Origin of the sequence: Serratia sp. MMO-28, assembly GCF_037199905.1 — a bacterium.
In the GTDB taxonomy this organism is placed as follows: Bacteria; Pseudomonadota; Gammaproteobacteria; order Enterobacterales; family Enterobacteriaceae; genus Chania; species Chania oryzae.
Genome location: NZ_JBBCVB010000004.1, coordinates 63752 through 88739 on the forward strand (window position 1 = coordinate 63752; position 24988 = coordinate 88739).

At 53.3% G+C, this 24988-nt stretch carries 20 protein-coding genes; 12 read left to right on the forward strand and 8 right to left on the reverse strand.

Annotated features, from left to right (window positions below; all coding sequences use genetic code 11):
- Positions 1-134: 134 nt before the first annotated feature.
- The 3 genes from fruA to fruB are packed head-to-tail and all read right to left on the reverse strand — an operon-like array spanning position 135 to position 3900.
- Positions 135-1817: a PTS fructose transporter subunit IIBC gene (fruA, locus tag WG891_RS04700; protein ID WP_337261714.1), complete on the reverse strand. Its 1683-nt coding sequence runs from the start codon at positions 1815-1817 to the stop codon at positions 135-137.
- 14 nt (positions 1818-1831) lie between these two features.
- The gene (fruK, locus tag WG891_RS04705) at positions 1832-2770 is read right to left on the reverse strand and encodes a 1-phosphofructokinase (RefSeq protein WP_076941516.1); all 939 of its coding nucleotides are present in this window, start codon (positions 2768-2770) and stop codon (positions 1832-1834) included.
- Entirely contained in the window at positions 2767-3900 is a 1134-nt protein-coding gene (fruB, locus tag WG891_RS04710; protein WP_337261715.1) for a fused PTS fructose transporter subunit IIA/HPr protein, read from the reverse strand. The genes fruK and fruB overlap by 4 nt, the downstream gene beginning before the upstream one ends.
- 247 nt (positions 3901-4147) lie before the next feature.
- Here fruB and WG891_RS04715 point away from each other — a divergent pair, with 247 nt between their 5' ends.
- Positions 4148-4570: a nucleotide triphosphate diphosphatase NUDT15 gene (locus WG891_RS04715; protein WP_337261832.1), complete on the forward strand. Its 423-nt coding sequence runs from the start codon at positions 4148-4150 to the stop codon at positions 4568-4570.
- Positions 4571-4691: 121 nt separating this feature from the next.
- A complete protein-coding gene (locus WG891_RS04720) occupies positions 4692-5870 on the forward strand; it encodes a sugar efflux transporter (protein WP_337261716.1) in 1179 nt (392 codons plus the stop codon).
- A gap of 5 nt (positions 5871-5875) precedes the next feature.
- Here the strand turns inward: WG891_RS04720 and WG891_RS04725 are convergent, their stop codons facing one another.
- The gene (locus tag WG891_RS04725) at positions 5876-6130 is read right to left on the reverse strand and encodes a YkgJ family cysteine cluster protein (RefSeq protein ID WP_076941519.1); all 255 of its coding nucleotides are present in this window, start codon (positions 6128-6130) and stop codon (positions 5876-5878) included.
- A gap of 263 nt (positions 6131-6393) precedes the next feature.
- On the opposite strand from WG891_RS04725, the gene mtr reads away from it, so the two are divergent.
- A complete protein-coding gene (gene mtr, locus WG891_RS04730; RefSeq protein ID WP_337261717.1) occupies positions 6394-7638 on the forward strand; it encodes a tryptophan permease in 1245 nt (414 codons plus the stop codon).
- Between the two features lie 151 nt (positions 7639-7789).
- Positions 7790-8362: an elongation factor P-like protein YeiP gene (yeiP, locus tag WG891_RS04735; protein WP_076941521.1), complete on the forward strand. Its 573-nt coding sequence runs from the start codon at positions 7790-7792 to the stop codon at positions 8360-8362.
- A gap of 43 nt (positions 8363-8405) precedes the next feature.
- Here the strand turns inward: yeiP and uxuA are convergent, their stop codons facing one another.
- Positions 8406-9596 carry a mannonate dehydratase gene (gene uxuA / locus WG891_RS04740; RefSeq protein ID WP_337261718.1) on the reverse strand — a complete coding sequence of 397 codons (1191 nt, stop codon included), beginning with the start codon at positions 9594-9596 and terminating at the stop codon, positions 8406-8408.
- A gap of 353 nt (positions 9597-9949) precedes the next feature.
- Here uxuA and WG891_RS04745 point away from each other — a divergent pair, with 353 nt between their 5' ends.
- On the forward strand, positions 9950-11431 hold the full coding sequence (locus WG891_RS04745; RefSeq protein ID WP_337261719.1) for a mannitol dehydrogenase family protein: 1482 nt from the start codon (positions 9950-9952) through the stop codon (positions 11429-11431).
- A 46-nt stretch (positions 11432-11477) separates the two neighbouring features.
- On the opposite strand, the gene WG891_RS04750 is transcribed toward WG891_RS04745, so the two are convergent.
- Positions 11478-11786, reverse strand: coding sequence for a type 1 fimbrial protein (locus WG891_RS04750; RefSeq protein ID WP_337261720.1), 309 nt, complete (start codon positions 11784-11786; stop codon positions 11478-11480).
- A gap of 317 nt (positions 11787-12103) precedes the next feature.
- Here WG891_RS04750 and WG891_RS04755 point away from each other — a divergent pair, with 317 nt between their 5' ends.
- The 7 genes from WG891_RS04755 to yejF all read left to right on the forward strand — a co-directional run bounded on the left by WG891_RS04755 (position 12104) and on the right by yejF (position 21693).
- Complete coding sequence (locus WG891_RS04755) at positions 12104-13078, forward strand: CobW family GTP-binding protein (protein ID WP_337261721.1); 975 nt, start codon at positions 12104-12106, stop codon at positions 13076-13078.
- A gap of 457 nt (positions 13079-13535) precedes the next feature.
- A complete protein-coding gene (gene mepS / locus WG891_RS04760) occupies positions 13536-14111 on the forward strand; it encodes a bifunctional murein DD-endopeptidase/murein LD-carboxypeptidase (RefSeq protein ID WP_337261722.1) in 576 nt (191 codons plus the stop codon).
- Between the two features lie 365 nt (positions 14112-14476).
- Positions 14477-16075, forward strand: coding sequence for a cyclic di-GMP phosphodiesterase (locus tag WG891_RS04765; RefSeq protein ID WP_337261723.1), 1599 nt, complete (start codon positions 14477-14479; stop codon positions 16073-16075).
- 82 nt (positions 16076-16157) lie between these two features.
- Entirely contained in the window at positions 16158-17966 is a 1809-nt protein-coding gene (locus WG891_RS04770) for an extracellular solute-binding protein (RefSeq protein ID WP_337261724.1), read from the forward strand.
- 10 nt (positions 17967-17976) lie between these two features.
- Positions 17977-19071 (forward strand): microcin C ABC transporter permease YejB, encoded by a 1095-nt coding sequence (locus tag WG891_RS04775; RefSeq protein WP_337261725.1) that lies wholly within the window; start codon positions 17977-17979, stop codon positions 19069-19071.
- Positions 19068-20093 (forward strand): ABC transporter permease, encoded by a 1026-nt coding sequence (locus WG891_RS04780; RefSeq protein WP_337261726.1) that lies wholly within the window; start codon positions 19068-19070, stop codon positions 20091-20093. Before WG891_RS04775 ends, WG891_RS04780 begins: the two co-directional genes overlap by 4 nt.
- 1 nt (position 20094) lies before the next feature.
- Complete coding sequence (gene yejF / locus WG891_RS04785) at positions 20095-21693, forward strand: microcin C ABC transporter ATP-binding protein YejF (RefSeq protein ID WP_337261727.1); 1599 nt, start codon at positions 20095-20097, stop codon at positions 21691-21693.
- Positions 21694-21701: 8 nt separating this feature from the next.
- On the opposite strand, the gene WG891_RS04790 is transcribed toward yejF, so the two are convergent.
- Both WG891_RS04790 and WG891_RS04795 read right to left on the reverse strand, forming a co-directional pair.
- Complete coding sequence (locus WG891_RS04790; protein ID WP_337261728.1) at positions 21702-22046, reverse strand: YejG family protein; 345 nt, start codon at positions 22044-22046, stop codon at positions 21702-21704.
- Positions 22047-22676: 630 nt separating this feature from the next.
- Entirely contained in the window at positions 22677-24581 is a 1905-nt protein-coding gene (locus WG891_RS04795) for a hypothetical protein (RefSeq protein WP_337261729.1), read from the reverse strand.
- Between the last annotated feature and the right edge of the window lie 407 nt (positions 24582-24988).

The window sequence follows — 24988 nt, forward strand, 5'->3', positions numbered from 1 at the left end:
TAATCATGCGTTAATTGCTCAAGGCGTCGCCCCTTCTCCCTGTGGGAGAGGGCGGGGTGAGGGGCTTTAGTTCAGTGAAATTCCCCTCACCCTAACCCTCTCCCCGAGGGAGAGGGAACTGTATTGTTTATCTATCAGGCCACATTCGCCGCCGCAACGTCACTGCGTTTCAGCACCGCGTAACCGACACCCGCCAACAGCGTACCGGCGATAATCGCCACCAGATACAGCAGCACCGGAGAGATAGCGCCAGGGATCAACAGCACGAACAGGCCACCGTGCGGTGCCATCAGTTTGGCACCGAAGGCCATCGACAGTGCCCCGGTCAACGCACCACCGGCGATACAGCACGGCAACACACGCATCGGATCGCGGGCAGCAAACGGAATCGCCCCTTCACTGATAAAGCACAGCCCCAGCACTAACGCCGCTTTGCCGCCTTCCTGCTCGGATTTCTCGAACTTGTTGCGCGCAATGATCGTCGCCAGGCCCATCGCCAACGGTGGCACCATCCCTGCCGCCATAATCGCCGCCATCGGCGCATACACCGAGGAACTCAACAGCGCTACGCCGAAGGCATAAGCAGCTTTGTTCACCGGGCCCCCCATATCGGTGCACATCATCGCACCCAGGATCGCGCCCAACAGCACTGCGTTAGCCGTTCCCATCGATTGCAGCCAATGGGTCAGGCCTTCCATGATTCTCGCCACCGGCGTACCGACCACGTAAATCATTATCAGACCGGTGGTCAGACTCGCCAACAGCGGGATAATCAGGATCGGCTTCAGCGCTTCCATACTCTTCGGCAGATGCAGCTTGTTACTGATCGCTTTAGCAACATAACCCGCCAGGAAACCGGCGATAATGCCGCCGAGGAAGCCAGCACCGGTGCTCACCGCCAGCATACCGCCGATCAGGCCCGGCGTCAGGCCAGGACGGTCGGCAATCGAGAACGCGATGTAACCCGCCAGAATCGGCACCATTAACGCGAAGGCTGAACCACCGCCGATCTGCATCAGCGCTGCGGCCAGCGTGCCTTTTTCTTTAAACGCTTCGATACCAAACACGAACGACAGCGCAATACACAGGCCGCCCGCTACCACCATCGGCAGCATGTAGGACACCCCGGTCAGCAGATGACGATATGGCCCTGCGCTCTCTTTTTTCTTGCCTGCGGCTGGGACACTGCTGCTCTTCTGCGGCTGGAAGATTTCTGCCTCCGCCTGCGCTTTGTCCAGCTCCTGCGCGGTTTTCTTCAACGCCAGCCCGGTAGAAGTGCGGTACATCGGCTTACCGGCAAACTTGTCCAGATCCACTTCGATATCTGCCGCCACAATCACCAGATCGGCTGCCGCCACTTCTTCTGGGGTGATGGCATTACCAGCCCCTACGGAACCACGGGTTTCCACCTTCACCCACCAGCCACGTTTTTTCGCTTCACTCTCGATGGCTTCGGCCGCCATAAAGGTATGCGCCACGCCGGTCGGGCAAGCGGTAACCGCAACGATACGTTTCGGGCCAGCCGCTTTCACAGGTGCGGTAACCGCAGCCTGATAAGGCTTGGCCTCGGTTTTAGCCTGCGCCAAAAAGGCCTCGGGATCGCGCACCGCGTGTTCCACATCACCCACGTAAACCACTTTGCCATTCAGTTCTGCATCCGTGAGCGCAGCTTGACCGGCTACGACCACCAATTCAGCTTCGTTCAGCACATCCACCAGCACCAGGTCGGTTTTGGCCGCAGCGCCTTCAAGCATGCGTTTCGCCAGGTGACCACGAGCCTGCCCGAGCGAACCGTCTATCATCAGCAGCGTTTTCATTCTGCCTCCTACTGTCAGTTAAAAGGTTTCAGATCGACACGCGCCATCATCGCGGCCAACTGCGGGCGATCGGTCACGCCAACGTTGCTCTGGCTCACCGCCAGGGCAGCCACGGCGGTGGCCAAACGTAAGGTATGCTCGCTGGATTCACGCATCAGCAAGCCATAAATCAAACCACCGACCATCGAATCACCGGCCCCTACCGTGCTAACCACCTCACAGGAAGGAGGCTTGGCGATCCAGGCACCCGAGGCGTTGACCCACAGTGCGCCCTCTGCGCCCAGCGAGATCACGACATGAGCGATCCCCTGATCGCGCAGCGCATGAGCGGCCTCCACCACGGCCTCCAGCGTGGGTAATGGGCGACCGGCCCAGATCTCCAGTTCACGCCGGTTCGGTTTCACCAGCCAGGGCGCGGCTTTCAGCCCTGCTACCAGCGCCTCACGGCTGCTGTCGAAAATAATGCATGGGCACTGCGCGCGCAGGCGGATCATCCATTCGGTAAAGGCTTCTGGTGGCACGCCTTCCGGCAAACTGCCGCTCACCGCCACCATGTCGAACTGGCCGAGCCAACTCAGGGAATCGTTCACAAAACGTTCCCAATCTGGCGGCGTAACTTCAAAGCCAGAGAAGTTGAAATCGGTCACTTCACCGTCTTTTTCCGTCAGTTTCACGTTGATACGGGTACGCCCAGGCACCACCTGGAAGCGGTTGGCAATGCCCAAATCACTGAACAACAGTTGGAAACCATCCTGATTATCTTTCCCCAGGAAGCCTCCCACGGTCACATCGATACCTAAATCTTTCAGTACTTTGGCAACGTTGATACCTTTACCAGCGGCGTGCAGCCCGGCAGTTCTTACCCGATTAACCTCACCCCGTTCGATCTCCGGGCAGAACCCCACCAGATCGTAAGCTGGGTTAAGGGTAATGGTTGCTACTCTTCTGCTCATGCCGCACCCTCACCCAGGCCTGTGCTGATGGCTTCGCCAATCGCTTTCAGCGCCGCTTCAGCATCATCACCGCTGGCGGTAAAGCGCAACTGATGGCCTTTCTTCACCCCCAGTGCCACCACCTTCATCAGGCTGCGGCCGTTAGCCGGTTTACCGCTGCCGTTGAGATTGGTCACGGTAATTTCACTGGAAAACTGTTTGATCACGTTAACCAACGCCGTGCCCGGGCGGGCATGCAGGCCGTGTTCGTTGCGAATGGTATATTCTGCGCTCAGTACCGCACTCTCTGCGGCGACATCGCTGGTCAGCAGCGCCAGCACGCTGGCAGCATCGGCGTTCAGCAAGCGTTCAGCCTGATGGCTTAACAGCAGGTCGCTGAGGTAGTTCAGCAGCGTCAGCGGTTGCTGATCGGCAATCGCCACGGTCAGCAGCAGCGCGACCGGCTCGCCGGCTTCGTCAAAAGCCTGCGCAGGACGGCTCAGGGTTGCGGCACTGAACAGGTTGCCTTCAGCGCTGTCGCTCAACCAGATGCCTTGCCCCAGGTTCAGCGGCTTACGGGTGATCACATCGCTGACAAACCGGGCGTCGACCGCACCGATCTTCTGCAAGCGGCCCGCATTCAAGGCCTGCAGCGTCATCAGCGAATCAGCCGCTACGTCCAGTGCGATCAAGGACACATCGAACTGGAACTCAGCCGTTTGCTTTTCGCCCATCAGCAGGCTGCGCAGCTCTTCTGCTGACGTGGTTTTTGCCAGCTGCGCCGCAACGCCGTCGTCGCTGAGCACGTGCGTCAGTTGACGCAGCAGCGCCAGGTGTTCATCTGAACGGGCGGCGATACCGATCACCACATAGGCGGTCTGGCCTTCACCCCATTCAATCCCCTGCGGGAACTGGAATACCTGCACCCCGGTATTCAGTACCAGATCGCGGGTATCGGTAGTGCCATGCGGAATGGCGATACCGTTGCCCAGATAAGTGGACGTTTGCAGCTCACGCTGCAGCATGCCGTCCACATAGGCGGCGCTGACGCACCCGGCGGAGGTGAGCGCTGCCGCGACCTGCCGGATAGCTTCCTGTTTGCCGCTGGCGGCGGCGCCCAGATGAATGTCTTGCTGTGACAACTGGAACATAGTTCTCCTCTCCTGCTGAATTGAATCGTTTCAGCCATGTAGGGAAAAAGAAGCGTTACCAGAACCGGATGAGTCCGTCCGATAACGCTGAAACGTTTCAATGAGTGTGGGATCAGCTTTTGTTGAAAGCAAGTTTTCTTAATTCCCATATGATGGTTTTTTGACATCACGCACATTTTTCCTGCAAATAGCCAGTTAAAAGGGCAAAATGACATACTGTGCTGAAACACTGCTGAAGGAGAAAGAGATAATGGTAGCTACCGGCGTTGGCGTGATCATCGTTAACCCGCAAGGCCTGATTCTATTGGGTAAGCGCTGTGGTTCTCATGCCCCTTTCTGGTCGATTCCCGGCGGCCACTTGGATGCTGGCGAAACCTTTGAACAATGCGCCCGGCGCGAAGTGGCTGAAGAGACGGGATTACTGATCGCTCCCCCAAGATTCATTGGCATCAGCAATAATCTGCAAACCTGGCAAGCCGAAGGCAAACATACGGTATCAATCTGCATGTGGGTTCAGCACCCCGGCGGCCACCCCGAACTCAAAGAGCCAGAAAAGTGTGCCGAATGGCGTTGGTGTTCCCCAACAGCCCTGCCGGAACCACATTTTGAAGCCAGCCGTACCGCGATCGCCTTATGGCTGAGTGGTAACGTCTATCAACCCGCTATCTGAAGCGTATTTTCCGCAGAAAAGCGCTTTTTACCCTGTTGTTGATTGAAACCGTTTTTCGTTTTTTTTAAAAACGCGTACTCTACGCGCGACTTATTTTTCTATTGGCTATTTGCTCACCACTATGCGTACTTCAACTGCGGTAACACGACGTTTGCCTGATTTCACTTCCCTGGCATTTATTGTCGTGGCCTTTCTCACCGGCATTGCCGGTGCTTTGCAAACCCCCACGCTGAGCCTGTTCCTTTCCACCGAAGTGCAGGTTCGCCCCAGCATGGTGGGTTTGTTCTTTACCGGCAGCGCGGTGATCGGCATCTTGGTCAGCCAATTTCTTGCCCGCCGCTCAGATAGAAAAGGCGATCGCAAATCACTGATTTTTCTCTGCTGCATGCTCGGCGCACTGGCCTGCGCGCTGTTCGCCTGGAACCGTAACTATTATCTGTTGCTGTTTGTCGGCGTGCTGCTCAGCAGTTTTGGCTCCACCGCCAACCCACAGATGTTTGCGCTGGCGCGCGAGCATGCCGAGCACACCGGGCGAGAAGCGGTGATGTTCAGTTCCATCCTGCGCGCCCAGGTGTCGTTGGCTTGGGTGTTCGGCCCGCCAATTGCCTTTGCGCTGGCGCTGGGTTTTGGCTTTCAGGTGATGTACCTGGCGGCGGCAGCGACTTTCATCCTCTGTGGCGCCTTGGTGTGGAAAACCCTGCCCTCAATGCCCAAAACCCCTTCAGCCAAAGGCGCTACGCTGGAAGCTCCGCGCCAGAACCGCCGCGACGCACTGCTGCTGTTTGCCGCCTGCACCCTGATGTGGACCGCTAACGGCATGTATCTGATCAACATGCCGCTGTATATGGTGCAAGAGCTACGTTTGCCGGAAAAACTGACCGGGATTTTGATGGGCACAGCGGCCGGGTTGGAGATCCCAACCATGCTGCTGGCCGGGATGGCCGCCAAACGTTTCGGTAAACGCTTCCTGATGCGCTGCGCGGTGATCGCAGGCGTGCTTTTCTATGCTGGATTGCTGTTTATCACCGGTACCTGGCAGTTGATCGCGCTACAATTGCTGAACGCACTGTTTATCGGTGTGCTGGCAGGCATTGGCATGCTCTATTTTCAGGATTTGATGCCAGGGCAAGCAGGAGCAGCCACCACGCTATTTACCAACACCACGCGCGTAGGCTGGATCATTGCCGGTTCGATTGCCGGTTTCGTTGCCGAAATCTGGAACTACCATGCGGTATTTTACTCCGCACTGGCGATGGTGATAGGTGCGGTGCTGTGCCTTTGGCGGCTCAAGAATGCCTGAGCCAGTTAGGGGGCAGTATCTACCTCTAGCTTAGCCAGATAGATTAACGCCTCGTCACGGCGATCGTGACACATCTCCCGGCTGGCCTGCAGGCTGCCGCAAACGCGGGGCCGTAATGGTGAATGAAACAGGCCACAGCGCAGTTGCTGATCCAGATGAATGCAACGGGTATTCGCCGGTTTGCCATTCGGCATGCCGGGAATAGGGCTGGAAATTGAAGGTGCAATGCAGCAGGCGCCACAGTCGGGACGGCAGTCCATCAGCGCTTCTCCTGGCAGCTGGCAGAATTGAAGCCGGACAATAGCAGCCCCCCGTGATTGCTGCCAGCAGAATCCGCTGTGAACCCGAATCTTTATCTCCTTACGCTGCTTTAATGCGGCAGAAACCGCAATGCCTTTCGCACAAAGACACCATTACCCCAACCATTTTGCATATAAATAGCAAATTAGCTCCTTTACATGCTCACATCATGCATTGTACTATTTAGCTAGTACAAAAGAACCCCTACCATTCAGGAGCCACAATGTCCGCGGACATCACTCAGAAACTTTCCCGCCCTTCCGTACTCGGCGGCGCGATGATCATCGCTGGCACCGCAGTCGGTGCCGGTATGTTCTCTATTCCCATTGTCACTTCTGGCGTGTGGTTTGGCGGCTCCGTCGCATTGTTGATTTATACCTGGGCCTGTATGTTGATTTCCGGCCTGATGATCCTCGAAGCAACGCTCAATTATCCGGCCGGTGCCAGCTTCCATACCCTAGTCAAAGACCTGCTCGGTAAAGGCTGGAATACCCTAAATGGCCTGTCCATAACCTTCGTGCTGTATATTCTGACCTATGCCTATATCTCAGCCGGTGGTTCGATCATCGCTCATACGCTGGAAGGGATTGTCGGCACTCACCAAGCCATCGCCGGGCTGGTGTTTGCCTTGCTGGTGGCGTTTATCGTTTGGTTATCGACCCGCGCGGTGGATCGCCTGAGCACCATTCTGATTGGTGGTATGGTGATCACTTTCGTGATGTCGGTCGGCGATATGTTTACTCACGTCCAGCCTGCGGTGTTGTTCAACCGTAGCGACAGCAACGCCAGTTATCTGCCCTACGCCCTGGCTGCCCTGCCTTACTTGCTAACCTCGTTTGGTTACCACGGCAACGTGCCGGGGCTGGTGAAGTATTACCATAAAGACAGCCGCGCCGTGGTGCGCAGCCTGGTTTACGGCACGCTGCTGGCATTGGCGATTTACATCCTGTGGCAGTATGTGATTCAGGGCAATATCACCCGTGATGCGTTCAAACAGGTGATCGCCGAGGGGGGCAATATCGGTAGCCTGCTCAAGCAGATGGGCAACGTGTCCAGCAGCCAGACGGTGGGCCAACTGCTCAGTGCGTTCTCTTATATGGCACTGGCCAGCTCTTTCCTTGGGGTTTCTCTGGGGTTGTTCGATTATCTGGCCGATTTCTTCAAGTTCAGCGATAACGCCGCAGGCCGCACCCAGTCAGCGCTGGTGACATTCGTTCCACCAACCCTGGCAGCCCTGCTGTTCCCGAACGGTTTCCTGTATGCCATCGGCTTTGCTGGCCTGGCTGCCACCATTTGGGCGGTAATCGTCCCCGCCATGATGGCACGCGCCAGCCGCCGCCGCTTTCCGCAGGCAACGTATCGCGCCCCCGGCGGCCATGGCATGATCCTGTTTATCATCCTGTTTGGCGTGGTTAACGCCGTCGCTCACGTACTCACCCTGCTGAATATGCTGCCGGTATTTAAATAAAACCGCTCACCGAGGGTGACGATTGCCGCCCTCTTTTCCCACTGCAACTCCCGGCTTTGCTCACTCTTTTTTTGCGCGGCTCTTGCCTGAAAAGCGCGGTACGAGTAACTTGTCGCAACTTCTCAAAACTCCTTATCGACAGGTTATTCCAATGGCAAGAGCTAACGAAATCAAGCGTGGTATGGCGATCAACTACAACGGCAAACTGCTGCTGGTGAAAGACATTGATGTGCAAAGCCCAACCGCGCGCGGTGCCAACACCCTTTACAAAATGCGTTTCTCTGACGTGCGTACCGGGCTAAAGGTGGAAGAGCGTTTTAAAGGCGATGATATTCTGGATACCATTACCCTGTCGCGCCGCAAGGTGAACTTCTCCTACATCGACGGCGAAGAGTACGTATTCATGGATGACGAAGATTACACGCCGTATATCTTCAAAAAAGACCAGATCGAAGACGAACTGCTGTTTATCCCAGAAGCGGGCTTGCCAGGGATGCAGGTATTAACGCTGGAAGGCCAGGTGTTAGCCCTGGAATTGCCACAAACCGTGGATATGGAGATTGTTGAAACGGCACCGGGCATCAAAGGGGCTTCTGCCAGCGCCCGAAATAAACCGGCCACCATGGCCACCGGTTTGACCATTCTGGTACCGGAATACCTGAGCCCAGGGGACAAAATCCGCATTCATATCGCCGAGCGCCGTTATATGGGCCGTGCCGACTGATTGTGACTCAGGGCGCAGCGGTGCGCCCTGCCTTTTTTGCGCCTCAGAGTAATTCTGGGAAGAAGCGCCGCTTCAGCGCCAATTCTACGCCACGAATTTCCGCTAACCCCTTCAAGCGACCAATCGCCGAATAGCCTGGGTTGGTTTTCTTCTTCAGATCGTCCAACATCTGGTGGCCATGATCCGGCCGCATCGGGATTGGCCGACGATCGCCCGCCTGTAAGCGGCGCTGCTCTTCGGTGAGAATGGCCTCAATCACCGACACCATATCCACATCCCCTTGCAAATGTGCCCCTTCATGGAAGGTTTTCGGGTTCTGCTCGCGGCAGGTGGCGCGCAGGTGGGTGAAGTGAATACGATCGCCGAAGGTTTCGATCATCTTGACCAGATCGTTATCCGCCCGCACGCCATAGGAACCGGTGCACATGGTGAAACCATTGTGGATGCTATCAACGGTTTCTTTCAGCCATTGCATATCCTCAATAGTGGAAACAATGCGCGGCAGGCCGAGGATCGGGCGCGGCGGATCGTCCGGGTGTACCGCAAGACGCACCCCAACCTCTTCCGCCACCGGTACAATGGCGCGCAAAAACACCGCCATGTTTTCACGCAGTTGAGCTTTGTCGATATGATCATATTCGGCCAGCCGCGCGCGGAACTGATCGAGCGTGTAGCCCTCTTCTGCGCCTGGCAACCCGGCGATGATATTACCGGTCAGCTTGGCAATCTCTGCCGCACTCATCGCGTTGAAATAGGCACGAGCCTCGCTTTGCTCTTCGGCGGTATAGTCTTTTTCAGCCCCCGCACGCTGCAGGATATGCAAATCAAAAGCGGCAAAGGCGATCTGATCAAAGCGCAGCGCTTTTGAACCGTCTGGCAATAAATACTCCAGATCGGTGCGCGTCCAGTCGAGGATCGGCATAAAGTTGTAGCATACGGTGTCGATACCGCAGGCCGCCAGGTTACGCAGCGACTGCTGATAATTGGCGATATGACGCTGATAATTGCCGCTGCGGGTTTTGATTTCTTCATGCACCGGGATGCTTTCCACCACAGACCACACCAGCCCTTTCTCAGCCAGCAGGGCCTGACGCGTTTTTATTTCCTCAACCGGCCACACTTCGCCGTTAGGGATATGATGCAACGCCGTCACCACACCGGTTGCCCCCGCTTGACGCACATCGTCCAGCGAAACCGGATCGTTTGGCCCGTACCAACGCCATGTTTGTTCCATAACTTTATCCTTATCAATAGTCCGCTCAGTCATCTGAGGTTTGTCATCAGTGGTGAGGTAGATCGCAAAACAAAATCAATCTTGTTATACCACATTGCGATAGATATCATTCATCTTTAACCTTACTCTTTCGCTGCATGCTGTCAAAATAGAAACCTTAATGAGTTGATCCAACTCACGCTTCTGGCTTATTTTGGACCGACTCATTTTATTTCCCCCGCAGCCACCCTAGAGTGGCGGCAGATAACAACGCACAGAGACCGGCGCAGCAACAACAGGCTACGCGCGGCCAACTGGTCTGATAACTTTATGCAAGCTACCGGCCAGGACTTTTTCTTGTAATGGAGCCATTCATGAAAACTATCGCCAACTCACCACTGCCTGCTGCAGTACAGCAACCGCAGTACGATCGCCGCCTGCTGCGCAGCCGCATGGTGCACCTGGGCTTCGGTGCCTTTCACCGTGCCCATCAGGCGCTGCTGACCGATCGCGTGCTCAACCGTAAAGGAGGAGACTGGGGGATTTGTGAGATCAGCCTGTTCGGCGGTGATAAGCTGTTCCAAACCCTGCGCGCTCAAGATCATCTCTACACCGTGCTGGAAAAAGGGGCGGCGGGTAATCAGGCGATCGTTATCGGTGCCGTTCACGAAAGCGTGCACCGCAAGCTGGAGGATATCGATGCGGTATTAGAAAAACTGGCCGAACCGCAGGTGGCGATCGTTTCGATGACCATTACGGAAAAAGGTTATTGCATCGAACCTGGCAGCGGCCAGTTAGATTTGCAGCATGATGCCATTCGAGCCGATTTGGCTGACCCCACCCATCCCACTACCGTGCCAGGGATCCTGGTGGAAGCGCTACACCGTCGGCACCAGCGCAACCTGCCCGCTTTCAGCGTGCTCTCTTGCGACAATATTCCAGAAAACGGCCATGTGGTGCGTAATGCCGTCACCGGCCTGGCACAGGCACGCGATCGGGAACTGGCTCAGTGGATTGCCAGCAACGTGACCTTCCCCAGCACCATGGTCGATCGCATCGTCCCTGCCAGCACGCCGGGAACGTTAGATGAAGTCGCAGCTGCACTTGGCGGAGTACGCGACGAATGTGCCATCGCCTGTGAACCTTTTATTCAGTGGGTAATAGAAGATAACTTTGTTGCTGGCCGCCCAGAGTGGGAAGCCGCTGGTGTACAGCTGGTGGATGATGTGTTGCCGTTCGAACAGATGAAATTACGCATGCTGAACGGCAGCCACTCGTTTCTGGCTTATCTTGGTTATCTGGCGGGTTATCAGCACATTAATGACTGCATGGCGGACGAATATTATCGCCGGGCCGCCTATCACCTGATGCTGCATGAGCAAGCCCCGACGCTGCGAGTAAGCGGTATCGATCTAACCGCCTATGCCGATCGGCTGATCGCGCGTTACAGCAACCCGGCACTGCAGCACCGCACCTGGCAGATCGCTATGGATGGCACGCAGAAATTACCGCAGCGTATGCTGGACTCTGTTCGCTGGCATCTGCAGCATGGCGGCAGCTATGCCGGGCTAGCTTTAGGTGTTGCTGGCTGGATGCGCTACGTTGGCGGTATTGACGACGCCGGGCAACCGATTGATGTTCGCGATCCCATGTTAGCAACGTTGCAGCAGGTGGTTAGCGCTACACCAGACGGTGAACCACGCGTTGCGGCCTTGCTGGCGATCAAAAGTATTTTCGGTGAACAATTACCGGCTGATGAGAAATTTGTTGCGGCGGTAACTCAGGCTTATCTGTCACTGCGCGATCGCGGAGCACGTCAAACGGTAAAGGAGTGGGTAGTAACGCAAATGGCCTGATGTTGGGAGGTCATGCCGGGCTTTCGCCCGGCATGACGCATGCGACTTAACGATACACCACAGTCATTATCGCAAGCTTCTTTTGCTGATCAACCCACTTCATTTCGGTGGTCCCTAAATTCAGTGGGAGTTCTTGGCTACTAGCATTAAAACTCGCCAGAGCTTGCGTGTCTGTGTAGTTCTGCCCATTACGATAACACTGCGTATTGGCTGATGAGTTGACAACATTTACTAAACAAGGGCCTTCGACAATGGCACCGACAAAGTGAATAACCCCACTTGTAGCACCTACCTGACCTGCTGCCATCCATGAAAGTAACGCTCCTGCGATCAAAAATAACCGTAAGCTATTCATGGCAACCTCACTTATGTTAAGTCACTTTAAATCATAGAGTGTTTTCTTAAGAATAATCGTAAGGTCAGGAGGCTGTTTTGGCAGCTATTCAGCGAATCAGTGGCTTAAAAACCAGGTAAGACAATGCTGATTGACTCTATAATTCCAGGTTTTAAATAGGATTTATCCTGTTGCATGGGAAATTCTGAATGATTAAAAAGTTTAACCCTTAAGATGTAAAATTTGTGACTTTGCACATATAAAATGCCAAAGCGGCATGCAACGTTCATAATCCATGACTATCAATCAGCTTTAAACATATAAGTCAGGAATGCAAAATGACAAAAACCAACCTGATCACCGGTTTCCTTGGCAGTGGCAAGACCACCACGATCCGTCATCTGTTGGCCAATAAGCCGCCACATGAGCGCTGGGCGGTTCTGGTCAACGAGTTTGGAGAGATTGGTATTGATGGAGCCCTGTTGGCAGACAGTGGCGCAGTATTGAAAGAGATCCCCGGTGGTTGCATGTGCTGCGTCAACGGCCTGCCGATGCAGGTTGGGCTAAATATGTTGTTACAGCAGACAAAACCCGACCGGTTATTGATCGAACCCACCGGTCTTGGCCACCCCAAACAGATCCTGGAATTGCTGACGCAGGATACTTACGCAGGCTGGATCGACTTGCTGGCAACGGTTTGCCTGCTCGATGCCCGCCAACTCAGCCAACCCCACTATCGCGATAATGAAAATTTCCGCGATCAGTTAGCGGCCGCAGATATCATCATCGCCAATAAGATGGATACTTGGCAACCCGAGGATACCCAGGCCTTGGAAACATGGCAGGTGCGCTTTGGCCATCAGCGCCCGCTTTACCCTATCGAGCAAGGGCGCATGGACGTTACTTTGCTTGACCTGCCACGAACCAATCACACCGAATTACCGGATGCGCAGCACCATCATGCCCATAACAAAACCCGGGGATTGGCGGCATTGCGTCTGCCAGAGAATGCTCGCTGGCGTCGCGCCTTGAATCAGGGCCAAGGCTATACCAGTTGCGGCTGGATTTTTGATGGCGATACGCAATTCGACACCGTGGGGATGATGGAATGGATCAGGCTGGCGCCCGTTGAGCGCGCTAAAGCGGTGGTACGCATTCCCGAAGGGAGTTTACTGATCAACCGTCAAGGGCAGGATTTGAATATCGAGACACGTTCCGTTGCCCCGCTAGACAGCCGTATCGAATTAATCCACAGCAGTGAAGCGGATTGGAACGCCTTGCAGTCGGCCTTGTTTAACATTCGCTTAAGTTAGTATGAGAACGCCCAGCGCTGGTCTGAAATCAACGTGGCGTCCGCGCATGACGCCCGTTCATCGGGCCACTCAGGGGCGCTGTCGCCTCCCGTGCCGCCGTGTTTCCGTTAATTATTCATCAACCTGCCACCAACAGATCTGCCAACAAAATTAACCCGAAAGTAACACAATGCGTATTCGCCATTTTTTATATGAAGATTTACATTATGTTACATCACAATTTCATATAACGAATGCCACAAAAAAACTCGCAATCCCCTTTTGATTACGGTAATCTCGGCTGCGTTTGCGCTTGGTTTAGATGGATTCAGAACCAAACATTCTAAATGTGTGCGTTCATGCACATTTTCTACGGTATCTGATTGTCCTTCCTGCTGGCGCCGATTAATCTCGCTCCGTTTGGCATTTTTCAGATAGCGACTTTTGTCGTTAAGGACTTCAAGGGAAAACGATTACAATGGTCAAATCTCAACCTTTTATGAGATATTTCTTGCGGGTACTCCCTGCAATTGCGGCAGCAGCTATGCTCTCCGCCTGTAGCTCAATGAATACTTCGAAGTTAGATAACTCACAAACTGAGATGCATGCAGTTAATGACAAAAACAGTCTTTTACTGCAAGCCTCTCAGGATGAATTCGAAGCTATGGTGCGTAATGTTGACATCAAGTCAAAGATTATGGACCAGTATGCCGACTGGAAAGGTGTGCGCTACCGTTTAGGTGGTGATACCAAACGCGGCATTGACTGCTCAGGTTTTGTCCAGCGCACTTTCCGCGAACAGTTTGGTATGGACCTGCCTCGCTCGACTTATGAGCAAGAAGACATGGGCAAGAAAATCCAGCGTACCAAGCTGCGCCCTGGTGATTTAGTGCTGTTCCGTGCGGGTTCCACCGGCCGCCACGTGGGTATCTATCTGGGTAACGATAAATTCGTTCACGCCTCTACCAGCAGCGGTGTCACTATCTCCAGCATGAATGAAACCTACTGGGATAAACGCTATCGCGAAGCCCGCCGGGTGCTTGGCAGGAGCTAAGTGCTTAATATCTGAAGCAGTCCTGAAAACCAAACGAACGAGACAATACGCTGCCCTAGGGCGGCGTTTTTTTCGCCGCTCCTATGTGCCACTCACGAAAAATCAACGTCAGAACGCACCTTTGGATGCACCTATCACACCACCGATCTATAACGTTAAATTAGTTAAAGAAAACTGCACGGTTGAGGGAAAATTAGCCTATTATCGTCACAGGGCGAATGATGCAGTGAATGCAATTTACGGCGTACCTGAGAGGTGCCGTTTATCCCGTCAGATGGATAATGACTCAAGTAGTATCAATGAGATATATTAATCACCACTATCATAACAACGAATAACGTTTCGCCATGCTCAGGGGGCAAGTGATGGGCTTAAAGAGGGCATTCGTACGCCATGTTTCACAGAAACGACGTAGCCTGATCAAAAGCAGTATTGCCGCTCTGATACTTTTTACTGTTTTTACCTCCGCCACACTGTTCCTGATTAATCACCAACGTTTGCAATATCAGCATCAGCTCGAAACCCGCACACAGAAACTCACGTTGGACTATCTCGAGCGTCTGAAAAACACGATGCAGGAGATCATGCCACTTACCGCTAAACCCTGTGTTAGCAATCAGGCCAATCTCACTTACCGGGCAGCTTTCACCGCAGGGGTGCGCACCTTTCTGCTGGTAAAAGATGGCATTGTGTATTGCTCCTCCGCAACTGGCGATATGGCATTGCCGAGCACGCAACTCTACCCGGAGATCGACTGGCAGAAGCCTCTTGATATGCAACTGCAGCAGGGCACACCGCTGGTGCCGGACAAACCGGTGATTGCCCTGTGGCTACGTCAGCCGGGGCAAGCAAATAATGCCGGTGTCCTGGCAACGCTGGATCTCAGTCTGACCCCCTACCAGCTGATGACCTCGCAGCGTAGTGATACCCCCGGCCTGGCCATCGTGATAGGACAAAATGCGGTCACTACTTTCAATTCGCACCTGGTACCCATGACGCAGTTGCCGCTAAATCATGCCCGCCGAGTGGAAATCCCAGGCTATCCATTAACCATCATTTTCTATAACCGGCCAGTGACGGCCAATGATATTCGTTTGACCGTACTCGGTAGCCTGGTGCTTTCGCTGATGCTGGGGGCGTTGTACTACTACATGCTGCTGTTACGTCAGAGCCCTGAGCGGGCGATGCGGCGGGGGATCCGGCGTGGGGAGTTTTTTGTTGAATATCAACCGGTATTCCATACCGCTACCGCTTCACTGGGCGGGGTTGAGGCCCTGTTACGCTGGCAGCATCCAACGGAAGGACGCATTTCGCCCGATCTGTTTATTCCCTATGCGGAAAACGAAGGGGTGATCGTCCCGCTGACTCGCCATTTGTTCAGCCTCATCGTGGCCGATCTTCCGCAACTGATGCAGGCCTTACCGCCTCATGCCAAACTGGGCCTTAACCTTTCCCCTTCCCATCTCAGCGCCCCGTCATTTCATGACGATGTGTCTGGATTGCTGTCAAAAATGCCGAATAACTATTTCACGCTGGTATTTGAAATCACCGAACGTGGCATGGTAGAGGAAGAGCATGCGCTGGCTGAATTTGCCTGGCTGCACAGCCAAGGCATTGAGATTGCGGTCGATGACTTCGGTACCGGGCATAGCGCCTTAATCTATCTACAGCGTTTTGCACTGGACTATCTGAAAATCGACCGGGGTTTTGTCAACTCTATTGGCCAGGATACCGTGACCACTCCTGTGTTAGACGCTGTGATTTCACTGGCGAAAAAACTGAAAATGCTCACCGTTGCCGAAGGCGTCGAAACCGCAGAACAAATGAGCTTTCTGCAAGAACGCGACGTTAACTTTATGCAGGGCTATTATTTCTGTAAGCCACTCAGCATTGAGGAACTGGTCGAATTTTGCCGCGCCAATCCGGCATTTGATCATCAGGCATCGTTAATCTCTGATATTTAAACTTCTTTACTCAGCAAGCTGGCCTGAAATGGTATGCTGATGGCCGGTTTAATTGACTACACAGCAGGAGCTTACCGTAAAGATGTCCGTGCGCCTTTTTGCTGCCCTGGTGCTTTCGGCACTCAGTTTCGGTGTGCAGGCCGAAACCCTCAACGAAAGCTACGCTTTCGCCACGCTCGGTGAGCCTAAGTATGCCACCGATTTCAGCCATTTTGACTACGTAAACCCCGCAGCGCCTAAAGGGGGAGACGTACGGCTGGCAGCCATCGGCACCTATGATAATTTCAACCGTTTCGCCTCGCGCGGCGTTCCCGGCGAGAGAACCGGGGAACTTTACGATACGCTCTTTACCAACTCTGACGATGAACCCTCCAGCTATTATCCGCTGATCGCCGAATCGGCGCGCTTTCCGCCCGATATGCGCTGGATGGAGCTGGATATCAACCCCCGCGCCCGCTTTCATGACGGTAGCCCGATTACCGCTGCTGATGTGGCCTTCACGTTTAATAAATTCATGACCGAAGGCGTGCCGCAATTTCGTACCATTTATAAAGGCGTCACGGTGAAAGCCATTTCCCGCTTAACGGTACGCATAGAGCTTCCCAAACCCGATAAAGACCAACTGCTCGGCCTTTTCGGCCTTCCTATCCTGTCAGCAAATTTCTGGCAGGACCACAAGCTCAGTGAACCGCTGAATACCCCACCGCTCGGTAGCGGCCCTTATAAAGTCGGTAGCTACCGCCTGGGCCAATACATTACCTATGAGCGAGTACGCGACTACTGGGCCGCCAACCTGCCGGTGAATCGCGGGCGTTATAACTTCGATACGCTGCGTTATGATTACTACCTGGACGATAAAGTGGCCCTTGAGGCCTTTAAAGCCGGGGCTTACGATTTCCGCCCGGAAGGATCGCCCAAAAGCTGGGCTACTCAGTATCAAGGCGGTAACTTCGCGCGCAACTTCATCATCAAGCAGGATGAAACCAATCAGGCTGCGCAAAATGCGCGCTGGCTGGCCTTTAATGTTCAACGCCCAATCTTTGCCGATCGCCGGGTACGGGAAGCCATTACGCTGGCGTTTGACTTCGACTGGATGAATAAAGCGCTGTATTACGATGCCTATCAGCGCACCAACAGCTATTTTCAGAATACGGTGTACGCAGCCAGCGGCTACCCGGATGCCGCCGAGTTGGCCTGGTTGGCTCCGCTCAAAGGCAAAGTGCCTGAAGAGGTCTTTACTTCAATCTACCAGCCGCCGACCTCCGACGGCAGCGGTAACAACCGGGAAAACCTGTTGAAAGCCACCGAACTGCTGCAACAGGCCGGTTGGGAAGTGAAAGATCAGCAGTTGGTCAATAGCCAAACCGGCAAGCCTTTTACTTTCGAGCTGATGCTGCTGAGCGGCAGTAACTTCCAGTATGTGTTGCCATTCCAGCACAACCTGAAACGCCTGGGCATTGATATGCAGATCCGCGAAATAGACGCCAGCCAGTTCACGCGCCGCATGCGTAAGCGTGACTTTGATATGATGCCGACGGTGTATTCTGCAATGCCATTCCCAAACTCTTCGCTGCAGATCCGCTGGGATTCGGATTATATCGATTCCAGTTGGAACACGCCTGGCGTCAGCGATCCCGCCGTCGATAGCCTGGTGCGGCAAATCATGAAGCACCAAGGGGATGAAAAAGCCTTACTGTCCCTTGGGCGGGCACTGGACCGAGTGCTGACCTGGAACATGTACATGCTGCCAATGTGGTACTCCAATCACGATCGCTACGCCTATTGGGATAAGTTCTCCTCACCGGCGATACGCCCAACCTATTCTATTGGGTTTGATAACTGGTGGTTTGACGTCAACAAGGCGGCACGCCTGCCCGCACAACGGCAATAAGGAGTCTGTGGTGGCCGCTTATCTGATACGCAGATTATTGCTGGTGATCCCCACGCTGTGGGCGATCATCACGATCAACTTTTTTATCGTGCAAATTGCGCCTGGTGGGCCGGTCGATCAGGCAATCGCCACCATTGAGCTGGGCCAAACCAGCGGTTTTGGCGGCGGAGGCGGTGGTGATGGCCTTGGGCATGTCAAAGCGGGCGTTGCTAACGTTGGCGACAGCCAATACCGTGGTTCACGCGGGCTGGATCCTGAAGTGATCGCAGAAATCACCCAGCGCTATGGCTTCGATAAACCCTTGCATGAACGCTACTTTGCCATGCTGTGGAACTATATGCGCTTAGATTTTGGCGATAGTCTGTTCCGTGGCGCTTCGGTGATGCAGCTCGTCGGCCAAAGCCTGCCGGTTTCCATTAGCCTGGGGCTATGGAGTACGCTGATCATCTATTTCGTCTCCATACCGCTGGGGATCCGTAAAGCTATTCATAACGGCAGCGCCTTTGATACCTGGAGCAGCACGCTGATCATCATCGGCTATGCCATTCCGGCCTTCCTGTTCGCTATCCTGCTGATCGTGCTGTTCGCCGGCGGCAGCTACCTTGACTGGTTCCCACTGCGCGGGCTGGTATCCAGTAATTTCGATACCCTGCCCTGGTACGGCAAAATTATCGACTACCTGTGGCACATCACCCTGCCGGTGCTGGCGACGGTGATCGGCGGTTTCGCCACCCTGACCATGTTGACCAAGAACTCGTTCCTGGATGAGATCCGCAAGCAATATGTGGTCACCGCCCGTGCCAAAGGGCTGGACGAGAAAAAAATCCTCTACCGCCATGTGTTCCGCAACGCCATGCTGCTGGTGATCGCCGGCTTTCCGGCCACCTTTATCAGCATGTTTTTCACCGGCTCGCTGCTGATCGAAGTGATGTTCTCACTCAACGGCCTTGGGCTGCTGGGTTATGACGCCACGCTGCAACGCGACTATCCCGTGATGTTCGGCACGCTGTATATGTTTACCCTGATCGGTCTGCTGCTGAATATTGTCAGCGATATCACCTATACCCTGGTCGATCCGCGCATTGATTTCGAGGCACGTCAATGAGCCGCTTAAGCCCCATCAATCAGGCCCGCTGGGCACGCTTTCGCTCTAACCGCCGCGGTTACTGGTCACTGTGGCTGTTTCTGGTGGTCTTTATTCTCAGCCTGGCCGCCAATCTGATTGCCAACGACAAACCTTTACTGGTGCGCTATGAAGGCCGCCTGTATGTGCCGTTTATGGTCAATTACAGTGAAACCACCTTTGGCGGCAAGCTGAACACCATCACCGACTTTCAGGATCCCTTCGTGCTGAAACAGATCGATCAGCACGGTTGGGCGATCTGGGCTCCGATCCGCTTCAGTTACAACACCATTAACTTTGCCACCAAAGTCCCCTTCCCCTCACCACCTTCGCGGCAGAACCTGCTCGGCACCGACAGTAACGGCAGCGACGTATTGGCTAGGGTGCTTTATGGTTTCCGCATCTCCATGTTGTTCGGGCTGGCGCTGACGCTGTTTTCCAGCGTGATCGGCATTTGTGTCGGAGCTACGCAGGGCTATTATGGCGGCAGGTTCGATCTGTGGGGACAACGTTTTATTGAGGTGTGGTCTGGGATGCCAACGCTGTTCCTGATCATTTTGCTTTCCAGCATCGTGCAGCCCAACTTCTGGTGGTTGCTGGCAATCACTATTCTATTTGGCTGGATGAGCCTGGTGGGCGTCGTGCGCGCCGAGTTCCTGCGTACCCGCAATTATGACTATATACGCGCCGCCAGAGCCATGGGCGTACCAGACCGAGTGATTATGTATCGCCATATGCTGCCGAATGCTATGGTCGCTACCTTGACCTTCCTGCCGTTTATTCTGTGCGGTTCGATTACCACCCTCACCTCACTCGATTTTCTCGGTTTCGGCCTGCCGCTTGGCTCACCCTCACTCGGTGAATTGTTATTGCAGGGCAAGAATAACCTGCAGGCACCTTGGTTAGGCATTACCGCTTTTCTGGTGCTGGCGGTGCTGCTCTCATTACTCATTTTTATTGGCGAAGCGGTTCGTGACGCCTTCGACCCCAGCAAGGCGCATTGATATGACGACTCCTCTGCTTGCCATTCAGGATCTCAGTATCGCTTTCCGTCAGGGGGGAGCATTGACTCAGGTGGTTAACGGCGTTTCGCTGCAGATTGAACAAGGGGAAACGCTGGCACTGGTCGGTGAATCCGGCTCGGGTAAAAGCGTCACCGCCCTTTCGGTGCTGCGCTTGTTGCCTGCACCACCGGTGGTATACCCTAGTGGCGATATCCTGTTTAACGGCAATTCGTTGTTGCATGCCACAGAAACCGAACTGCGTAAGGTGCGCGGCAACCAGATCTCCATGATCTTCCAGGAACCGATGGTGTCGCTGAATCCGCTGCACACCATTGAGAAACAGCTGGCAGAGGTGCTGATGCTGCACCGGGGCATGCGGCGTGATAGCGCGCGCAGTGAGATTATCCAGTGCCTGGATCGGGTTGGCATCCGTAATGCCAAAGGACGTCTGCAAGATTACCCACACCAGCTTTCCGGTGGGGAGCGGCAGCGGGTAATGATCGCCATGGCAGTGCTGACGCAGCCAAAACTGCTGATTGCCGACGAACCCACAACCGCACTGGATGTCACCATCCAAGCCCAGATCCTGATCTTGCTGAAAGAGCTGAAGCAGGAGTTGGGCATGGGACTGCTGTTTATCACCCATAACCTGAATATCGTGCGCCGCCTGGCTGACAATGTGGCGGTGATGCGCCAAGGGTTATGCGTGGAACACAACAGCCGCGCACGCCTGTTCAGCGCACCGCAACATGCCTATACCCGCCAGTTGCTGGCCGCCGAGGACGTCGGTGAGCCCTTGCCGCTTCCGGTTAACCAACAATCAGGCAACCCGCTGCTGAAAGTAGAGAATTTGCAGGTCAGCTTCCCGATCAAACGCGGCCTGCTGCGGCGCGTCGTCGATCAGAACTATGCCTTGAAGAATTTGAGCTTCGAGCTGCAGCCGGGCGAAAGCGTAGGCCTGGTTGGCGAATCAGGCTCCGGTAAAAGCACCACCGGCCTGGCGCTGCTGCGGTTGCTGAGTTCTCAAGGTGCCATCTGGTTTGATGGCCAACCGCTGCACCAGTTCAATAACCAGCAGATGCTGCCTTACCGCAGCCGTATGCAGATCGTCTTCCAGGATCCCTACTCTGCGTTAAACCCGCGGCTGAACGTACAGCAGATTATCGCCGAAGGCTTGGAGGTTCATCAGCAGCTGACGGCGGAGCAACGTGAACAGCGGGTGATCGCGGCATTACAGGAAGTTGGGTTGGATCCGGCGCTGCGTCATCGCTATCCAACCGAATTCTCCGGCGGGCAACGCCAACGGATTGCCATTGCCCGTGCGCTGATCCTGCAACCACAGTTGCTGATCCTGGACGAGCCTACCTCATCATTGGATAAATCGGTCCAGGCACAGATCCTGATGTTGCTGAAATCGTTACAGCAGCGTCACCAATTAGCTTATCTGTTCATCAGTCATGATCTGCACGTTGTACGCGCACTCTGCCATCAGGTCATTGTGCTGCGTCAGGGAGAAGTGGTCGAGCAAGGGCACTGCCAGACGATTTTCAATGCACCCTCGGCGGCGTATACGCGGCAATTATTGCAGTTAGTCGATTAACAGGGGGTCTAGAAGGGGTATTGTGCACTAAGCTGTTCAGCAATTGCGGCGCCCACGTTTTTTAGCCGACACATGGCGGCACTTTCATCGCGATGATGAACAAACAGGCAAGGCTCACCTTCCCATTCCACAATGGCGCAATTGACCTGAATCTCTTGCAGAGATTGGTTGAGTTGCTGCATCACAAGCCAGGCATCATTTCCATCATGGCTGAGCAGCTTGAGGCCGATCAGAGTGTTATCTTCGTCTATGCCGCTGAGCGGGGTCGGCTCAACCTTAACGCCGGTAAAACCTGATAGCCAACGATAACTTTGCGGCAAGCGGTGCACTACCGAAAGCTGGAGAGTATCCACATCAAATCCCTAGTATGAAAAGGTGAAACACTTTTTTACAGCACAGGACTACTTAGTTATAGCCGTAATCAACCCACTTTGCTGCGAACAAATGTTATTTAAACGTAAAATTTTCACAAAAAATTAACCAAATCATTGTACTCGCTGATATCACACGGTTTTATCACCTACCGTAAAATCTTATTTCACAGCATTTTGCGACTCAGCTCGCATTTTTTGCGTTATATGTAACCCTTTCAGACCCTGAACTCAACATTTTTTTATAGCAATGTAGTTACTTTACAATTGCTATAATTTTACATCACGCAAACACTTGGCTAATACGTAACCTCCATATCTCATTATAACGATATGATTAAAATCAGGAATAATAGAGAAGCGGCCTCATGCAGCCAGCAAGGTTGCAGCTCTGGCAGCCTATTAAACGACTGCGTGATTTTTAACAAAAAAACTACAGTCGATTCGCCCACTGATGGGAGAGACCAAAGGCGTCAGGGTTATGAGGTTGCAAGCGAATGAGCTGGGTGGGATAGCAATACTGGGAGCCCGTATTCGTGGGCTCCCAAGCTTGACTACACTGAGAGCAGATTCATCGTTTAACACTGCTCAAAAGGCCCAGGTATTGCCGAATCAACGCATCGGTGCTCCGCAATAACCTTCTAAACTTAAATCATATATCTGGCTAATATTGCTAAATATCTCACTTACCTGCAATTCACGGCCTGCAGAGAAATAGCACCCTTCACCAAGGCCTCCCACAGGAGTAATAGAACTATTTGCATCAAGATAAACGCGCTCATACCCCTCATCAATCCATTCAGGAAGGACGGCTATAGGGTAATTGACTCCCGCAGGAATGGTCACAAAAATATTCATAGACTGTGTAGGAAAGACTGGCTCCCAACCCTCTGGCCTTACTGAAACGTTACATAGTGAAATAGCGAAATATTCATCTAAGTTATAACTACGCGCACGAGGATCGCAACGAACATAGATATGTTTCTGGTCGATTTTTTCCGGAGGCGTAGCAAATGTCATCGCCAACTTATTTTCGATCAGTGATGTATTGCTACTTTCCCCTGTATATTTCCAAACCTCACCATTCTCGTTAGAAACGTACTGATATGCACTCCAACTTGCCGATAACAGTGACTCTAGTGAATAAATGCTGGCACCTTCCACCGGTAAATTATATTCCTTAAACTCAGATCCACCGTTAAGTGCTATTTTTGCTCTACAGGCTATCGGAGTAAGATCGGATAACTGGCATTGAGCAAAAAGTTGCGAAGGGGCTGACAGAGGAATAGATATCGAACCTGGTATTACTGCACCAAAAGCATCGGATGGGTCTTTCACTTTACCCATAAGGCGCTCACTTTCCGACAGTATGGCAGTGGCCTCCCAGGTAATCTCTTTGACCCGATCGGGCATATTGTAAACTGTCGCCCCTTCAGCACTAATGCTACTGTTTCTTACCAGTTTTGACCCATTGGTCAGCACTACAGAAGCGGTGACGCTACAGGCAATAGGTTTAGATTCGGGATCCAGACATTGCAAGAAGGTAGTGCCTGCAGATTCATATTTAAAATCCCAATTCCATGATGAGAAATGTGGCACGCTGGCTTCTACCAGCAGCATTTTCTCTCCATCGCGGGTCACCACGACGGCAGATCCTTTGACATCAGGCGTTTCTTCCCACAGTCCCAGGCTCTCGTTGAAATACCACATTGGGATTGCCCCACCCGCCGATAAGTCATGGCCGTCAATGCTGGAGAACGGCAGGCTCATTTGCAGGGTAGCGGTTTTACCTTCGGCTAGATTCAAGGCGTTACCGGCTTCATCATAAAACGCCACGGCCATCAGCCCAGCGCTGATCAAGTCGACTTCCTGATTACCTGCGGTGATAGCACGCCCATTGGCAGGCATGGCTTTCAGGTCATCACTGTCGATATTCCAAGGCGTTAGCTCCACCCGCGCTTTGCCCGTAGCCGGCGTTCCGTCGGCATAAACCAGCGCAGCCTCAGGCAGAATAACGTGGGCATCCATGGTCAGGCTGGAAATACCCTGTGCTTTTTCAATATGCTCAAGGTATTTGGTCTCTGTCACAGGCATCAGATGAACGATCAGCGGTGGCATTTTTTCTTGCACCGCGACTTTAACAGCCTGCGTCACATAACCCGCTTTTTTCACTTTCACTACCCAGAACCCCTTATCATCCGCTGGGAGAGAAGAAAGCTGCGCTACGCCGTTTTGATCGCTGGATGAAAGCTTGATTTCATTAAAGAATACTTCAGCGCCCGCCAGAACAACGCCATCCTTGCCTTGCGTAATAATATCCAGAGCCGCAGTCTGTGGGCTGACGATAGGAGGCTCTGGTGGAATAACAGGAGGTGTTACTGGTGGAGTAACGGGGGGACTAATGGGTGGAGTTGACGTATCTGTGTTTGATGAATCTCCCCCACCAGAATCACAGGCAGAGAGTGTGGCAACAAATATCCCAATGCATAAAGAACGCAAGAAACGTATTTTTTTCACGGTATCTCCTTCCTAGAGTTATTGTTAGTGCAATTATTATATTTTTTAATGCATGTATCTCTGATACCTTTCAGAATATATAGATGCTAGCTTACCAAGCCCCCAGACTTTAGTCTGGTTGCATTTTGAAATTCATTAGGTATAAAAAATCGTTCAGGGTCTATTCAACATAACTAAGCGTGCACTATTTTCCCATACATAAAACCGTATAGACTGCACCACCTCATAGTATGTATCCCACCGCTAACCAAACGCAACACAAGTGTTAAAAAGTTACCGACTGGCAGGGAATTAAAATATAATTTTTACTTTTCTCGGGGAATTATCTTATTGCACAATGTGATTTCATTCACAATTAATTACTGAGGGAGAGAGGAATAATATTACGCTAGGAATATGCGATTCAT

Excerpts from the sequence above, each read along its gene's own strand:
- fruA (WP_337261714.1), bottom strand. The coding sequence starts at position 1,817 with ATGAAAACGCTGCTGATGATAGACGGTTCGCTCGGGCAGGCTCGTGGT.
- fruK (WP_076941516.1), bottom strand. The coding sequence starts at position 2,770 with ATGAGCAGAAGAGTAGCAACCATTACCCTTAACCCAGCTTACGATCTG.
- fruB (WP_337261715.1), bottom strand. The coding sequence starts at position 3,900 with ATGTTCCAGTTGTCACAGCAAGACATTCATCTGGGCGCCGCCGCCAGC.
- WG891_RS04720 (WP_337261716.1), top strand. The coding sequence starts at position 4,692 with ATGCGTACTTCAACTGCGGTAACACGACGTTTGCCTGATTTCACTTCC.
- WG891_RS04725 (WP_076941519.1), bottom strand. The coding sequence starts at position 6,130 with ATGGACTGCCGTCCCGACTGTGGCGCCTGCTGCATTGCACCTTCAATT.
- mtr (WP_337261717.1), top strand. The coding sequence starts at position 6,394 with ATGTCCGCGGACATCACTCAGAAACTTTCCCGCCCTTCCGTACTCGGC.
- yeiP (WP_076941521.1), top strand. The coding sequence starts at position 7,790 with ATGGCAAGAGCTAACGAAATCAAGCGTGGTATGGCGATCAACTACAAC.
- uxuA (WP_337261718.1), bottom strand. The coding sequence starts at position 9,596 with ATGGAACAAACATGGCGTTGGTACGGGCCAAACGATCCGGTTTCGCTG.
- WG891_RS04745 (WP_337261719.1), top strand. The coding sequence starts at position 9,950 with ATGAAAACTATCGCCAACTCACCACTGCCTGCTGCAGTACAGCAACCG.
- WG891_RS04750 (WP_337261720.1), bottom strand. The coding sequence starts at position 11,786 with ATGAATAGCTTACGGTTATTTTTGATCGCAGGAGCGTTACTTTCATGG.
- WG891_RS04755 (WP_337261721.1), top strand. The coding sequence starts at position 12,104 with ATGACAAAAACCAACCTGATCACCGGTTTCCTTGGCAGTGGCAAGACC.
- mepS (WP_337261722.1), top strand. The coding sequence starts at position 13,536 with ATGGTCAAATCTCAACCTTTTATGAGATATTTCTTGCGGGTACTCCCT.
- WG891_RS04765 (WP_337261723.1), top strand. The coding sequence starts at position 14,477 with ATGGGCTTAAAGAGGGCATTCGTACGCCATGTTTCACAGAAACGACGT.
- WG891_RS04770 (WP_337261724.1), top strand. The coding sequence starts at position 16,158 with ATGTCCGTGCGCCTTTTTGCTGCCCTGGTGCTTTCGGCACTCAGTTTC.
- WG891_RS04780 (WP_337261726.1), top strand. The coding sequence starts at position 19,068 with ATGAGCCGCTTAAGCCCCATCAATCAGGCCCGCTGGGCACGCTTTCGC.
- yejF (WP_337261727.1), top strand. The coding sequence starts at position 20,095 with ATGACGACTCCTCTGCTTGCCATTCAGGATCTCAGTATCGCTTTCCGT.